General features: G+C 63.8%; 15 protein-coding genes. 8 read left to right on the top strand and 7 right to left on the bottom strand.

Features of this window, described 5'->3' with window-relative positions; translation table 11 throughout:
- Positions 1-26 precede the first annotated feature (26 nt).
- On the top strand, positions 27-1,757 hold the full coding sequence (locus AC0L21_RS22045) for a methyl-accepting chemotaxis protein (protein ID WP_473263916.1): 1,731 nt from the start codon (positions 27-29) through the stop codon (positions 1,755-1,757).
- Between the two features lie 56 nt (positions 1,758-1,813).
- Here AC0L21_RS22045 and AC0L21_RS22040 read toward each other — a convergent pair whose 3' ends face one another.
- Entirely contained in the window at positions 1,814-2,473 is a 660-nt protein-coding gene (locus tag AC0L21_RS22040) for a peroxiredoxin (protein WP_212092146.1), read from the bottom strand.
- A gap of 392 nt (positions 2,474-2,865) precedes the next feature.
- On the opposite strand from AC0L21_RS22040, the gene AC0L21_RS22035 reads away from it, so the two are divergent.
- On the top strand, positions 2,866-3,453 hold the full coding sequence (locus tag AC0L21_RS22035; RefSeq protein WP_473263915.1) for a hypothetical protein: 588 nt from the start codon (positions 2,866-2,868) through the stop codon (positions 3,451-3,453).
- Positions 3,454-3,509: 56 nt separating this feature from the next.
- On the opposite strand, the gene AC0L21_RS22030 is transcribed toward AC0L21_RS22035, so the two are convergent.
- The 5 genes from AC0L21_RS22030 to AC0L21_RS22010 all read right to left on the bottom strand — a co-directional run bounded on the left by AC0L21_RS22030 (position 3,510) and on the right by AC0L21_RS22010 (position 9,990).
- Positions 3,510-5,372 carry an alkaline phosphatase family protein gene (locus AC0L21_RS22030; RefSeq protein WP_473263914.1) on the bottom strand — a complete coding sequence of 621 codons (1,863 nt, stop codon included), beginning with the start codon at positions 5,370-5,372 and terminating at the stop codon, positions 3,510-3,512.
- A gap of 882 nt (positions 5,373-6,254) precedes the next feature.
- Complete coding sequence (locus tag AC0L21_RS22025) at positions 6,255-6,572, bottom strand: response regulator transcription factor (RefSeq protein WP_473263913.1); 318 nt, start codon at positions 6,570-6,572, stop codon at positions 6,255-6,257.
- A 48-nt stretch (positions 6,573-6,620) separates the two neighbouring features.
- A complete protein-coding gene (locus AC0L21_RS22020; protein ID WP_473263912.1) occupies positions 6,621-7,844 on the bottom strand; it encodes an ABC transporter permease in 1,224 nt (407 codons plus the stop codon).
- Positions 7,841-8,566 (bottom strand): ABC transporter ATP-binding protein, encoded by a 726-nt coding sequence (locus AC0L21_RS22015; RefSeq protein WP_473263911.1) that lies wholly within the window; start codon positions 8,564-8,566, stop codon positions 7,841-7,843. Before AC0L21_RS22015 ends, AC0L21_RS22020 begins: the two co-directional genes overlap by 4 nt.
- Positions 8,563-9,990: an efflux RND transporter periplasmic adaptor subunit gene (locus AC0L21_RS22010; RefSeq protein WP_473263910.1), complete on the bottom strand. Its 1,428-nt coding sequence runs from the start codon at positions 9,988-9,990 to the stop codon at positions 8,563-8,565. The genes AC0L21_RS22015 and AC0L21_RS22010 overlap by 4 nt, the downstream gene beginning before the upstream one ends.
- Before the next feature lie 590 nt (positions 9,991-10,580).
- Here AC0L21_RS22010 and AC0L21_RS22005 point away from each other — a divergent pair.
- The 6 genes from AC0L21_RS22005 to AC0L21_RS21980 all read left to right on the top strand — a co-directional run bounded on the left by AC0L21_RS22005 (position 10,581) and on the right by AC0L21_RS21980 (position 13,535).
- Entirely contained in the window at positions 10,581-11,240 is a 660-nt protein-coding gene (locus tag AC0L21_RS22005) for a response regulator transcription factor (protein ID WP_473263909.1), read from the top strand.
- A 165-nt stretch (positions 11,241-11,405) separates the two neighbouring features.
- Positions 11,406-11,807: a curlin subunit CsgB gene (locus AC0L21_RS22000; protein WP_473263908.1), complete on the top strand. Its 402-nt coding sequence runs from the start codon at positions 11,406-11,408 to the stop codon at positions 11,805-11,807.
- Positions 11,808-11,926: 119 nt separating this feature from the next.
- Entirely contained in the window at positions 11,927-12,319 is a 393-nt protein-coding gene (locus AC0L21_RS21995) for a hypothetical protein (protein WP_007611483.1), read from the top strand.
- Positions 12,320-12,349: 30 nt separating this feature from the next.
- A complete protein-coding gene (locus AC0L21_RS21990; RefSeq protein WP_473263907.1) occupies positions 12,350-12,727 on the top strand; it encodes a curlin in 378 nt (125 codons plus the stop codon).
- Between the two features lie 47 nt (positions 12,728-12,774).
- On the top strand, positions 12,775-13,224 hold the full coding sequence (locus AC0L21_RS21985) for a curlin (RefSeq protein ID WP_473263906.1): 450 nt from the start codon (positions 12,775-12,777) through the stop codon (positions 13,222-13,224).
- Positions 13,225-13,244: 20 nt separating this feature from the next.
- A complete protein-coding gene (locus AC0L21_RS21980) occupies positions 13,245-13,535 on the top strand; it encodes a hypothetical protein (protein WP_473263905.1) in 291 nt (96 codons plus the stop codon).
- Between the two features lie 53 nt (positions 13,536-13,588).
- Here the strand turns inward: AC0L21_RS21980 and AC0L21_RS21975 are convergent, their stop codons facing one another.
- Positions 13,589-13,873: a hypothetical protein gene (locus tag AC0L21_RS21975; protein WP_473263904.1), complete on the bottom strand. Its 285-nt coding sequence runs from the start codon at positions 13,871-13,873 to the stop codon at positions 13,589-13,591.
- Positions 13,874-14,002 lie beyond the last annotated feature (129 nt).

Below are 14,002 nucleotides of genomic sequence, written 5' to 3'. Positions count from 1 at the left end.
CAGGAATTACAGGAGTCATTCCATTCATGTCCGACCTTGCAACGGCGAAGTTTCTGCCGCAATTCAAACTTGGCACCAAGGCGCTCCTCTGCGCGGTGCTGCTGATCGCCATGAATACGGCGCTCGTGGTCGGCGCCGGCTATTGGTCGCTCAGCTCCGCTTTCAACGATCGTGCGCTCCGCGACATCGAAGTGAGTTTGCGCACGCTGGCGCTGGCCTTTGCCGAAATCGTTCCGGATGCGAAGATCACGATGCGGGATGGCGCGGTCGCGCGCGCCGAGATTCCCAAGATGCCGGAATTTAGGGATCACGCCATCGTCGATCGCGCGGTGTCCTATGTCGGCGGCAACGCCACCCTGTTCGTATTCGACGATGCGAGCGGGCAGTTCGTGCGGCGCTCGACCAACGTGAAGAAGGAAAATGGCGACCGCGCCGTCGGGACCCAGCTTGCCGCCGATCATCCGGCGCAGGCGCTGCTGCGTCGTGGCGAGGCCTACAAGGGCCCGGCCACGCTGTTCGGCAAGACCTTCATGACCGCCTATTTCCCGATCGCCGACGCCAGCGGCAAGGTCGCCGGCATCCTCTATGTCGGCATCCCGATGGCCCAGTTCGAGAGCATGCTGGCCCACACGATCGAAAGCATGGCGATCGCCGCCGGGCTCGCCGCGCTGTTGGTGCTGGTCCTGACCTTGCTGGTCGTCCGCCGCGTCACCAAGCCGCTCACCTCCGTGACGCGCTCGCTGACCGCGCTCGCCGAAGGGCAGAGCGACGTCGAGATCGATTGCGAGGATCGAGGCGACGAGATCGGCGAGATCGCCCGCACGGTCGCGGTGTTCAGGAGCAATTCGCAGGAGCGGGCGCGGATGCGCGGCGAGCAGGCGGCCGCTTCGGCTGCAGCCGCCGAGCAGCGCAAATCCGACCTGCGCAATTTCGTCGAAGAGTTCCGCGGCGGTGTCGGCGGCATTCTCGACAAGGTGCTGACATCGTCAGGCGAATTCGAGCGGACTGCGCGGCAGCTCACCGACGCCGCGCGCTCGACCGCCGATCTGTCGGCGCGCTCGGCCGGAGCTTCCGAAAACGCCTCCGAGCACGTGCGTTCGGCGGCGTCGGCCTCGGACGAGCTGTCTCAATCGATCTCTGAAATCACCCGGCGCGTGCAGGAATCGAACGTCATTTCCGCTGAGGCCGTGCGGCAGGCCGAGGCGACCGATCAGCGCATCGCGCAGCTCTCCGAGGCGGGCGCGCGCATCGGCGATGTCGTCAAGCTGATCACCTCGATCGCCGAGCAGACCAACCTGCTGGCACTGAACGCGACCATCGAGGCCGCGCGCGCGGGCGATGCCGGCCGCGGTTTTGCGGTGGTGGCCCAGGAGGTCAAGACGCTCGCCGGCCAGACCGCCAAGGCGACCGACGAGATCTCGAACCAGATCGCCAGCATGCAGCTTGCGACCGAGGAATCGGTTGTCGCCATCAAGGCGATCAGCCAGACCATCGAGCGCATCAGCGGCATCGCCGGCTCGATTTCGGCTGCGGTCGAGCAGCAGAAGAGCGCGACCCAAAACATCGTCGCCAGTGTTCGCGCGGCGGTATCGGGCACGGCCGATGTCGCCGTCAACGTCCGTCAGGCCGCCGAGGGTGCGAACGAGACGGGTGAGACGTCCAGCCGGATGTTTGCCTCCGCCCAGGCGTTGTCGGGCGAGAGCCTGCATCTGAAGGCCGAGGTCGAGGGCTTCCTCGAACGCGTGCGCGCGGCGTAAGAGCTAACATCGTCATCCCGGGCGGCGCTGACGCATCGCCCGGAATGACAGTTGGGTTATTTCGGCTGCGGCACGATCCGGATGTAGGGCTTCGGCTCCTTCCAGCCTTGCGGGTAGATCGTCTTGGCCTCGTCATTGGAGACCGAGCCCGCGATGATGACGTCGTCACCCTGCGACCAGTCGGCCGGGGTTGCGACCCGGTGCTTGGCGGTGAGCTGGAGCGAGTCGATCACGCGGAGGATCTCCTGGAAGTTCCGGCCCGTCGTCATCGGATAGACCAGCACCAGCTTGATCTTCTTGTCCGGCCCGATGACGAAGACGTTGCGGACGGTCTGGTTGTCGGCGGCGGTGCGGGTGAGGGGATCGCCCGAGATGGCGGCCGGCAGCATGCCGTACAGCTTGGAGACGTTGTAATCGGTGTCGCCGATCATCGGATAGTTCGGGGCCGCGCCTTGCGTCTCCTTGATGTCCTCGGACCATTTGGCATGGCGGTCGACCGGATCAACCGAGAGGCCCATCAGCTTGACGCCGCGCTTGTCGAATTCCGGCTTCAGCTTGGCGAGCGCGCCGAGCTCGGTCGTGCAAACCGGCGTGAAGTCCTTGGGGTGCGAGAACAGCAGCGCCCAGCTATTGCCGATCCAGTCGTGGAACTTGATCTTCCCTTCGGTGGTCTCGGCTTCGAAGTCGGGGGCGGTGGTGCCGATCGGAAGCGTCATGGTTCTACCTCATGCTATTGAATTTGCTTATGAATTCATCTTTGACCGTCGGGGCCAGTATAGGGGCTCCACGACCTCAAGTGAACGCTAACTGAACCGCTTCAAGTAAAATGTGAATTCCTTCTTCGAAGGCCTGATTTCCTAGCACCTTTTTGTTACAGCCGCGCCTGCGGCGAAACATCTCCACCGGGGCTATACGGGCGCGATTGCCCCGAGAAAGCCTTTTATGACCCCCATCACGCTCGCCCGGCGCTTGCCAGAACCAAACTGGTCCTGACAGCGACCAATTGGCAACCATTGAGAAAAGTCGCGATCCCCGTACCGAATCATTAACCACCCCTTTACGCCGGCATGAAAATGCTGGCCGATCAGAAGAAATCTGGAAGTGAACTATGTCTGCCGCTGCGCATAAGTCTGTTGAGTCGCCGTCCCTCGAACCGTCCTGCCTCGAACCGTCCTGCCGCGATACCTCGGCCCATGCACTGACCATCGTGCGCGACGGCGTGATCACGGGCGAAGGCCCGACCACCAAGGGAAGGGTGCACTTCTCCCGCTCGCTCGATGCCGATGACACCGCCTGGTGCGCCCGCATCCTGACCGCCACAGCCGTCAACGACCAGCCGATCAGCCGCACTGAGGCCGAAGTGCTGTTCGAGATCAATGAAGCCGCAACCGAGCGCACCGATGGCGGCCGGTTCGACGATTTGCTTGCTAAGGCTGTGGCCCACTATGCCGCCAGCGCGTCTGGCCTGAAGGTGCCGCCGCGTAGCGTGGCGCTGTCGGCCGAGTCCGACATCGAGAGCTGGGCGCCGTCCTATGCCTCCAAGGTCAACAGCGAAATGCTCGAGTGGATCGCCGGCCAGATGCGCGGCAAACGCCACAACAACCGTCGCCTGATGGCGATGGTGGCGACCTTCCTGGGCGCCACCGCGCTGCCTCTGGCGGGCCAGCTGCCGAACGTGTTCGACATAGGCATGTAAGATTTTGGGCATGTAAGATTCTGCGCCTCTCACGAGGACGCATTTGAACGGCGGGGTTATTTCCCCGCCGTTTTTTGTTTGCCGGCGTCCGGCTCCAGCCCAAGCGTGCGGCCCGGGAAGCCGGCAGTGTCGAAATAGCGCTGGCTGCCGACGCGCTGGAAGTTCAGCACGGTCTGCAGGCCGTTCTCGGACTTCTTCGACTTCTCGACCCCCTTGTACGCCTTCGGCACGATGCCATTGGGCAACGCTTCCGACATCACGCGGCCGAGGAGGCCGCCGTTCTGCGATGCGCGCAGGCCGAGCAGCTGGGCGGCGGTCATGCCGACATCGGCATTGCTGACCGGAATATCGCTGACATAGCCGGCTTTGAAGTCCGGCCCGATCGCGGCCATGAAGTTCATGGTGTCGCCGCGGCTGAAGCTGCCATGCATGCCCTGGCCCTGGCGCAGCACGGTGTCGGCGACCTGCACCGAGCAGTTGGTCGGCGCCTCGCCGCAATCGCTGGCGTAGGAGCGGAAGTTGACGACGATCGCCGGCGTCGGCGTCGCCGCCTTGCCGCGCAGATTGATGCTCGACAGCGGCAGGGTGCCGGGGAAGCGGCCTAGCGAGTCGTCGACGAACAGGCCCGAGACGTAGTCTTGCTCGAGCAGCGTCTTGATGGTCCTGGCCGCCAGCTTCTTGTCCTTGTTCGGCAAATAGATCAGGTCGGAGCCGCCATTGGTGGCGACGACGAGATCGGGCTTTTCCGGATCCTTGCCGAGCACGCCGTTGCCGGCCTTGGGATGCTTGTTGCCCTCGACCTTGGCGTTCTTGTCGTTGGGATCGAACAGCGGCAGGTCGAGCGCCTTGGCAAGGTCGAGCGCCAGAAAGCCCATTGGCAAAAAGTCCTTCGGCGTGTCGTCATAGCTGAGCTTGGCCGAGGGGCTGGTTTTGCTTTCCTTGGAGATGGTCGAGAAGCCGTGGTCGGCCTGGACCATGATGTTGGTGTTGGCGGCAAGGCCGAGCTCGTCCAGCGCCTTGCGGAGCTGGGCGAGGTTGTTGTCGGCATTCTTGATGCCGGCCATCGAGGTCGGCCCGTTGATGCCGGGCATGATCTGGTTGAGGCTGTCGCCGGTGTTGTGCTGACTGCCGTCCGGGTCGCGCGACCAGAACACCAGCACGAACGGCTTGTTGCGCGCCTTGAACATCGGCAGCACGACCTTGGCCGCGACGTCGGCGAAATAGGCCTGCTGCGCGACATTGGCGACCGTGGTGCCCGGCGTCTTGGCATCGCCCGCCTTGGAGTTGTCGCCACGCGGCGGCGTTGCGAGGGGCAGGCCGGCCTTGGTGAGAGCGGCCTTGACCTCGTCCGACAGCGCCACGCCATTTTTGCCGCCGGCATCGTCGAACACGACCGAATGCAGGCCGGCCTTTTCGGGCTTGTCGGTGTGGTCGAACTGATAGGTCGGCCCATGCTTGCCGAGCGCGGCGGTGCTGTAGCCCTTGTCGCGGGCCAGCTTCAGGATCGTGTCTTCATTGAGATAGTCGCCCTTGAAATGCTCGTCGATGTCGCCGAGCACGGCGTCGTTCTCGATGAAGGGGACGACGGTCTCGCCGGCGGGCACCGAGGTATAGTTGGTCCAGATCGTGTTGGAGAACACGCCGGTGTCGCCGAGATAATGGCCGGTCGACATCGCCGAGCCGTTGGCCATGGTGAAGGTCGGGAATAGCGAGTGCGAATTCTTGAAATTGACGCCCTTGTCGCGGATTTCGGCCATTGCGGGGGCAGTCTCGGGTGTGACCTTCAGCGCGCGTAGACCGTCCGGAATGAACAGGATCAGGTTACGGGGCGTGTTGTTCTCGGCGGAGGCAGGTCCGGTCGAAAGTCCGGCGGACAACACTGTCAGTCCGGCTGACAGCAACACCAGTGAACGGCGCATCAAAATCTCTCCCTGCGAGGCGGCTTGGCCGCCAACCGCGGCCCCCGGTTCGTTTAGTTTCGCTGCATGACGGTTTTGTTACAAGAGCGGAGCGGCACGCAAAGAAGGGTGGCGGCCGCTCGCGTGTCCCGGACGCGCTGCAGCGCGTAGCGGTGCTGCGCAGAGCCGGGACCCAGCAGGTCCCACGGCACGCTGTTGCATGGGCCCCGGCTCTGCAGCGCACCGCCAAGAGGCGCTGCGCTGCGTCCGGGGCACGAGACCGTTGTTGGACAACCGACATGGGATCGCAGCCTCGCGGCGCATTTCGCCCGAGCTTTGCTTCGTCGCCTCACCCTCGATTGAAAGAGGGCGCAGGGAAGGCCGGGTGCCGGCTGGCACCCGCGGTCCACTGTGCGAGATTGTCGTAAGAACAATGCACAGCGGCATACAGGTGAAGCCCAACACACGGCCTTCCCTGCGCAGTGGCTTTACGGCTTATGTCGTGATCTCCCCGGGGAGCGATGCACTATTGCCCCCGTCGCCTTGCGGATGGCTGACGCGTGTGCCCGGTTGGGCAACCACATCACCACAAGACTTGACGCACAGACCCCGGGCGTCAGGACCACACGATTTTGCCGTACGCCGGTCACACCGGTCGTGTGCGCGACGCTTTCGCTCACGGTTGCCCGCCCTGCGAAACCCTTCGCGCCGATGTGACCAACGTCCACCGCCGTCCGGCCCGCGTTCGTGACGATCGCGATACGCCCCTCTTCCTTGGGCCGGGTCGAGAAACTCCTAACAAAAATCCGAATTCTAATAAAGAGAAATATTTTGTCGCCGGTCCGTTGACCCCGGACTTGGGTGTTTCGCCCGAAATGACGCAAGGGATTGTGGCCGGAGCCGTCAGTCCGGCGCGGTCGGGACCGGCGTATTCTGCGCGACCGCCTTGGCCGGCGCGGCCGTCATGGAATTGCGGCCGCCATTGGCGAGGTTGCGGCGAAGCGATGGCGGCGCCGCTTGCAGGGCGAAGATGATCGCGATCTGGGTCCGGTTCTGAAGGCGGTATTTGCGCATGATGTTGCCGATATGCGCCCGCACCGTGTTCTCCGAGATCTTGAGCTCGTACGCGATGTTCTTGTTCTGCATGCCGCGTGCGATCAGCATCATCAGGTCCCGCTCGCGTGGCGTTGGTGTGATCGAATGTTTCGGATCCGGACTCATGACTGCTCCTCCGTGGCCTTTGGTCGACGCGAACACCCCAGCATGTTCTCACTCCGTCTTGAGTGCCTCGATCGGACTGAGCTTGGATGCCTTGTAGGCGGGATAAAAACCGAAGATCAGGCCGGTCGCGATCGAGAAGGCGAGGGCGAGGCCGATCGCCTGGCCGTCGATCGAGGTGATCCATCCTGCCATGCGCGCGACCGTCATCGAGAGCGTGACGCCGGCACCGACGCCGATCGCGCCGCCGAGCAGGCAGAGCACGAGCGCCTCGCAGAGAAACTGAAGACGGATGTCCCGCATCCGCCCGCCAAGCGCGCGCCGAATTCCGATCTCTCGCGTGCGCTCGGTGACCGACACGATCATGACATTCATGATGCTGATGCCGCCAACGAGCAGCGAGACCGAGGCGATAGCGACGAGCAGGAGCGCGACGGTGCGGATCGCTCCCTGCTGCGCTTCCATGGCGGCGGCCGGATCCTGGACCTTGAAGTCGTCTTCCTGACCAGCGGGGATACGGTGGCGCTGCCGCAGCAGGTTTTCGATCTCCGTTCGCGCCCCCGCCATCTGTCCGTCCGCAGCCACCTTGGCGATGATGTAGGCGACCGAATCCCGGTTGATGTTGCTTGCGCTGCCGAGGAAGCGCAGCTTGGCGGTGGTGAGCGGCACGAAGGCGACGTCGTCCTGCGCCGGTCCCTTGCGATCGAGAACGCCGACCACTTCGAGCGGCACCTTCATGATCCGGATCTGTGCGCCGATCGGGTCTTCGCCGGGCGCGAACAGCTCCTGCGCCACCGTGCTGCCGAGGATCACGACCTTGCCGGCGCCTGCCTCCTCGGTGCCGGAAAAATAGCGCCCGGTCGCAAGCTGCCAGTCGCGGACCATGAAGTGCCCGGTCGTCGTCCCGTTGATGGTCGTGTTCCAGTTCTTGCTCTCGTGAATGACCTGCGCCGTTCCTGCAATCGAACCCGCCGCTGCCTGGATCTCGGGGATCTGCTCGAGGATCGCCTGCACGTCGCTCTCGGTCATGGTCAGCTTGCTGCCATCCTTGAGACGCACGCCGCCCTGGTAGACCGCGCCGGGGTTGATCATCAGCACGTTGGCGCCGATCGAGCGGATCTGCTCCTGGAGGCGAAGCTGCGCGCCGGACCCGATCGCAAACACGGTGACGATGGAGGCGACGCCGATCACGATGCCGAGCATGGTGAGGATGCTGCGCAACGGATTGAGGCGCAAGGCGTGCAAAGCGATCTGAAAGCCCTGGAGCATCGTCATGGCGCAGCGTTCCGTTTCGGCAGGATCGGGACCAGCGTTTCGTCAGCGACGAGCTCGCCGTCGTGCAGGCGGATCGTGCGCCGGCACTGGGTCGCGATGCCGGGATCATGCGTGATCATCACGATGGTCTGGCCGGTCCGGTTGAGCGCGGCGAACAGGGCCAGTATCTCGGCGCCGGTACGACTGTCGAGCGCGCCGGTCGGCTCGTCGGCGAGCACGATCAGCGGAGAGGCGATCAGGGCGCGCGCGATCGCGACGCGCTGCTGCTCGCCGCCCGAGAGCTGCCGCGGGAAGTGGTGGGCCCGGTGCACCATGCCGACGGCCTCCAGGCTTTGCTCGGCGCGGGCCAGGCGTTCCTTGCGGCTGATGCCGCAATAGACCAGCGGCAGCGCGACGTTCTCAATCGCATTGTGGCGCGCGAGCAGATTGTAGGACTGGAATACGAAGCCGATGCTGCGGGCGCGCAGGGACGACCGGTGGTCCTCGGAGAGATCGGCGACGTCGGCTCCCTCGAGATAGAGCGCGCCCTCGCTCGGCAGGTCGAGCAGCCCGATCATGTTCATCAGCGTCGATTTTCCCGAGCCGGACGGTCCCATCACCGCGACGATCTCGCCTCGTTCGATGTCGAAGCTGACATTGCGCACCGCAGTCACCGCTACTCCGTCGGCGCGATAGGTCCTGGAGACCGACTGCAGGCTGATGAGGGGCTGGGGGGCCGTCATGATCCGAACCTGATGCCGAGAAACTCCATGCCGGCCGGCCGGATGGCCTGACCCACGGCGACCTGACTGCCCTCGACGAGGTCTCCGCTCCTGAGCGCGACCTGTTCGGTGCCGGCCGCGCCGACGGTCACGGGAATACGCCGGAGTGAGCCGCTTGCAGTGCGCGCCCACACCCCGCTGCGCGCCGCGGCATCCGGCTGCGTGCCGGAGGGCTGGAAGCGCAACGCGGCAAGCGGCACTTTCAGCACGTCGTCCTGCCGCTCGATCACGATCTTCACCAGGGCGGTCATGCCGGGCAGCAGCGCGCCGTCGAGATTGGAGGTCGCCAGGACCACGGTGTAGGTCACGACGTGCTGCTGGTTCTGTGGTGCCTTGCGCACCTGCCGCACCACCGCCTCGAAGCGGCGGTCCGGGTAGGCATCCACCGTGAAATGGGCGCGCTGGTCGGGGGCGATTCGCCCGATATCGGCTTCGTCGACCTGGGCGTGAATTTCCATGTCCTCCAGTCGGTGCGCGACCACGAACGTCGTGCGCGATTCCAGTCCGACCGCGAGCGTCTGGCCCTCGTTGACGAACCTGCCGACGACGACGCCATCGATCGGCGAGCGGATCACGGTGCGGTCGAGATCGGCCTGGGCCGCAGCGAGAACGGCCGCCTTCTCCGGCACGGCCATTCGTGCCTGCTGCAATTCCGCCTCGATCCGGCGGATATCGGCCTGCGCGCCGTCGACTGAGTAGGCGTTCAGGGACATCAGGACTTCGGCTTCGCGCTCTTGGGCAAGCCTCGCGGTGAACTCCGTCTGGGCGTCATCCACCGCCGTTACCGCCACGACATTTTGTGACTGTAGAGCCAGCTTGCGCTGCAAGGTCTTCTGCGCCGACGCCTTGACCGCCTGCGCGCTGTCGAGCTTGGCCACGAGTACGTCTCTGCTGCCCCTGGCGTTTTGCAGATCGATCCTGGCGCGGTCGAGCTTGGCCCGCTCGATGTCGACAAAGGAGTTCGCCACCGCCACGGCCGCCCTGGCTTCGTCGACTTTGGCCGCAAAGCTGCGCGGATCGATCAGGGCGAGCGGCTGATCCTTCGTGACTGTGTCGTTGAAATCGACATAGACCCGGGCGAGCTGCCCGGACAGTTGGGAACCGACCTCGATCGTCTTGACCGGCTGCAGGGCGCCGGTGACGGTGATGGTCTGCTCGATGCTGCCGCGCTGGATCGAGGCATAGCGGAATACGGGGGCGTCCGATCCGAAGGTCCGTGTTTCCCGCCCGACCGGTCCGAGCAGCCGCTGGGTCGATTCATAGGCGCGGGCCGCCTTCTGCGCCGCGGCCCCGGCGGCGTCGCTGATCACGGCTGGCCGGGCGGCGTAGATCGCGGCGAGGCCACATGCGGTTCCGAGCAAGGCAATAACTGGCACAAATCGCATATCAAAAACCCGCCTCTTGAAATGGCATCGTTGGCGGCACGGAGAAAGATCGCGCTATGGTTGTAAATCTTAGAAAGCGCAGTCGATCGTCAGTGTGTCGCCGCTGCCGGGGCGTCGGTCGGGTGCGCTTGATGATCCAGAAGTAAAGTCTTCGGGTGCTATTTTTCGTGACTTGCCGGAAATGCATACGGAGCGTATCGATATGATGCGCGCGGTATCGAACTCGACAAGCTGACTTAACGTCCCGTCTGTTCTGGCTGAAGCGGCCAGCGCCTGGCGTTCAAGTCGGCACGTGGGTGGCGACGCCATGACGCAGCGGGCGATACCGAAGTTCCAGATCGTCGCATTGTCGATATCGCGCCTCGCTGTGATGCCGCAGCTCCCAAGCGCGAATCCCCGCAATCACGAAACCCGATATGTGAACACCTTCACTCGTCTTGAACGGGTGTTGGCCCTAAGACGTCGAAGCGGCGGATCGGAGCGACTCGCCCGATCCCCGCGAATTCATCCAAGCACCTTGATCTCGCTTGCAAGAAGAATGGATGGCTCGTTGCGTGTTCATCGAGCCCCAAGCCGGGGAGCCCGTTGCCATGAGTTCAGGTCAAGCTACAGTTTATATCATTGATGACGAAATTCAGATTCGAACTGCGATAGGAAGTCTCTGCGAGGAGACCGGGCATCAGGTAAAATTGTTTGCATCGACGGACGAGTTCGTCGCGGGCAGTATTTCCGGCGGACCTTCATGCCTCGTGCTCGACGTCCGCTTTCCCGGCACGGCGCCGACCGGCCTCGAGCTTCAGCGCCGGCTCGCCGAGACGGGCGTGCTCATCCCGATCGTCTTCATCAGCGGCCATTCCGACGTCCGGGTCTCGGTCGAGGCCATGAAGCGCGGCGCAGTCGAGTTTCTTCCAAAACCGTTTCGCGAACAGGAGATCCTCGATGCGATCAGGCATGGCATCGAGCGCGACCGCAGGCGGCTCGAACGCGAAGATAGCGTGCGCGAGGCGCGCCAGCGCGTCGAGACGCTGACGGCAAGGGAGCGCGAGATCATGCTGTTGATGGCCGAGGGTCTCGTTGCCAAGCAGATCGCGGCGAAGCTTGGGGTGAGCGAAGTGACGGCCAAGGTCCATCGCGCCAGGATGATGCGAAAGCTGGAGCTTCGCTCGCCGATCGAGGTGGTGCGGTTGGTCGACAGCATGGGACGCGAAGACGAGACGACACGAATTGGCGCGGGACAACCGTACAGCTAGTACTGCGGGCACCAAGGCGCCGCGCAACGTCTAGTCCGTACCGATTAGCATGAACTGCAGTCTGTCGCACGCAGCACGATCGGTTCAAAGTCGGTCCTGCGATGTCGGCCTCCTCCAAGACGGCATCCGAACCCAGTCAGAGATCTTAGCCAGAAAGGATATTCCATGCGCAAATTGTTTTTTGCTTCCGTTGCCGTGCTCGCCCTGTCCTCCGCCGCGCAGGCCGCCAACACCTCGACCACCGTGCAAGTGGGCCTCGTGAACGGTTCCAGCGTCTCGCAGCAGGGCCTCACCAACGACACCTCGTCGACCAGCCAGCTCGGCCTCGTCAACAGTGCGACCACGATGCAGGGCACCAGCGCGGCCTCGCTCAACAACGGCAGCACGGTCAACCAGATCGGCGTGCAGAACTCGGCGACCACCGGCCAGGTGGCGTTCGGCAACAACGGCAGCTCGATCACCCAGAACTCGTTCGGGCCTGCCCCGCTCCAGAACAACGCCGCCGCCGTCGGACAGCTCAGCGTGTTCGGCGTTAACGGCAGCACCGTCTCGCAGACGGCGCACTAAGCCAGCCCCGTTTGGCCGGACGCGCCAATTGCGGCGCGTCCGCGCCATTCTTGAAAGCACCGCCTCGGGCAGGACGACTCGGTGAGAGGTTGTCCGCCGACTTTTGCGGAGGAAATGTCATGCATCAAAAATATCTCGTTGCCACGATCGTCGCGTTCAGCCTGTTGACCGCCGTCGATGCCCAGGCCGGCAACTCGGCCAGCGTGCTGCAATTCGGCACCACCAACAACTCCTTCATCTCGCAGAGTGGCGGCACCAACAACAGCGCCACCACGATGCAATTCGGCGCCACCAATACTGCAACCACGTTGCAGACGGGTTCGCTCCTCACCGTCAACACCTCGGTGATCGGGCAGGGCGGTACGACCGCGACGGCGTCGAACACGGCGCTGGCCGGCCAGGCCGGTGGCTTCAATTCGAGCCTGATCGGCCAGATCGGCGCGAACAACGCGGCCGGCGTCGGACAGCTCGGAATCCTGAACGGCTCGACGATTTTGCAGCAGACTCCGTGATCGCAATCCTTTTCGATAGCGAGGCATTTCATGAGACATTTTTCAGGCGCCGCCTGTGGCGCATTTCTTACCTTGTGTTGCGGGGGCGCCGGCTCGGCCGGTGCCCAGACTGCCGATATCAAGACCATCGTGTCGCTCGGCGGCCCGCCGGTGGTGCTGAACCAGAACAGCCAGCTCAACATGGCCGGCGTGTTCATGATCGGCGGCAGCACCAGCGCGACCGTCACTCAAAACGGCACGAACAACGCGACCGGTATCCTGCAATTCGGCGGGACGACGTCGGCATCGGTCGGGCAGACGGGCATGAATAATCTTGCGTTTGTCGGCCAGGCCGGCCAGTCGACCAGCAGTTTCCTGTCCCAGTTCGGTGCGTTCAACTCGGCGACTGTTGTCCAAAATAGCCACTGAGCTGAGTGCGACCTCGCCGTCGTCAGAAATGTAATGGGGGCAAGGCAATGAAATGCGCTAGGCTACTGCTGGCATTGGCGGCATTGCTTGCCGTCGTCAGCGTCGCGTCCGAGGCATCCGCCGGATCCGTCCAGCGCGGCGTGACGAACCGGAACGTGAGCATCGAGACGATCGTGCAATTCGGCAACGATGTCCAGCCGGTCACGATCGAAGAGAACAGCCGCATCAATATCGCGCGTGTCATCCAGATCGGTGGCACGGGAACGGTCGATGCGACGATCATCCAGAACGGCACGCGAAATTATGTCGATGTGATCCAGGTGGGTGGCACCACCAATGTGGCGATCGGCCAGTCGGGCGTGAGCAACATTGCCGATATCACGCAGGTCGGCAATTCCACCAACGCCCTCCTGCTCCAGATCGGAGACATGAACACGGGAACGGTGCGACAATTCGGGCGCTCCAACTGGCTGTCGATATTTCAGTTCAGCCGGTGATCGTGAATGCGAGGTGCAACATGAGATTCATCGTACTTGCAGCAGGAATGAGCATCATGACGGCGATGACAGCCGGGCCGGCCGGAGCTGGCGAGTCCGACGACGGCCATACCACAATCGTTCAGGACGAGAACGGCACGTCCGTCATTACCCAGAGCGGCGATCCGGCGCAGGCCGAGGTCAAGATTGAGAAGGAGCCCGGGCGCACGACGGTCTATCGCCGCAGCGGCGGCAACACCGCCATCGTGTCGCAGGGCACCGGAAATCCGCAGGACATGCTGGACTGGCTGCGCAAGCAGCAGGGCCGCTGACGAACGAAGGCCCATCGTCCGTGACGGACGATGGGCCTCGGCGTGAGCGGGCGTTACCAGCTCCGATAGACGCCCGTCAGGGTGCCGTTGTTGTTACCCTCCGGGCCGACATCGCCCTGCGTCGAGCTCGGCGCCGGATGGTTGGTGCCGTTGAGCGCACCGTAAGGCCCCGCGACATCCGGATAGTACGCGCGTGGCTGAACCGGTTGGTAAGCGGGGGCCGTGCGGTCCCATCCCGCGCGCGGTCCGTTCCAATCATAGCCCTGGGCCGAAGCGGCCGCCGTGCCCGCGACGAGTGAAGCCGTGATCAGGCAGAGGAGTTTCGATTTGTTCTGCATTGGACATGCTCCTTGCTGGTGTCGGGAGCCAACGACCGCAGTGCGGGAGCGTTCCGGGCGTTGTCGGCCGAAGCGATCAACTCCGATCAACTGGTTATGAAGTCCGTTTTCCCGGAACACGTGCGACAT

The sequence above is a fragment of the Bradyrhizobium sp. WSM4873 genome, assembly GCF_055811355.1.
The sequence above is the reverse complement of the archived record's forward strand: the minus strand, read 5'-3'. Positions and strand labels throughout refer to the sequence as shown.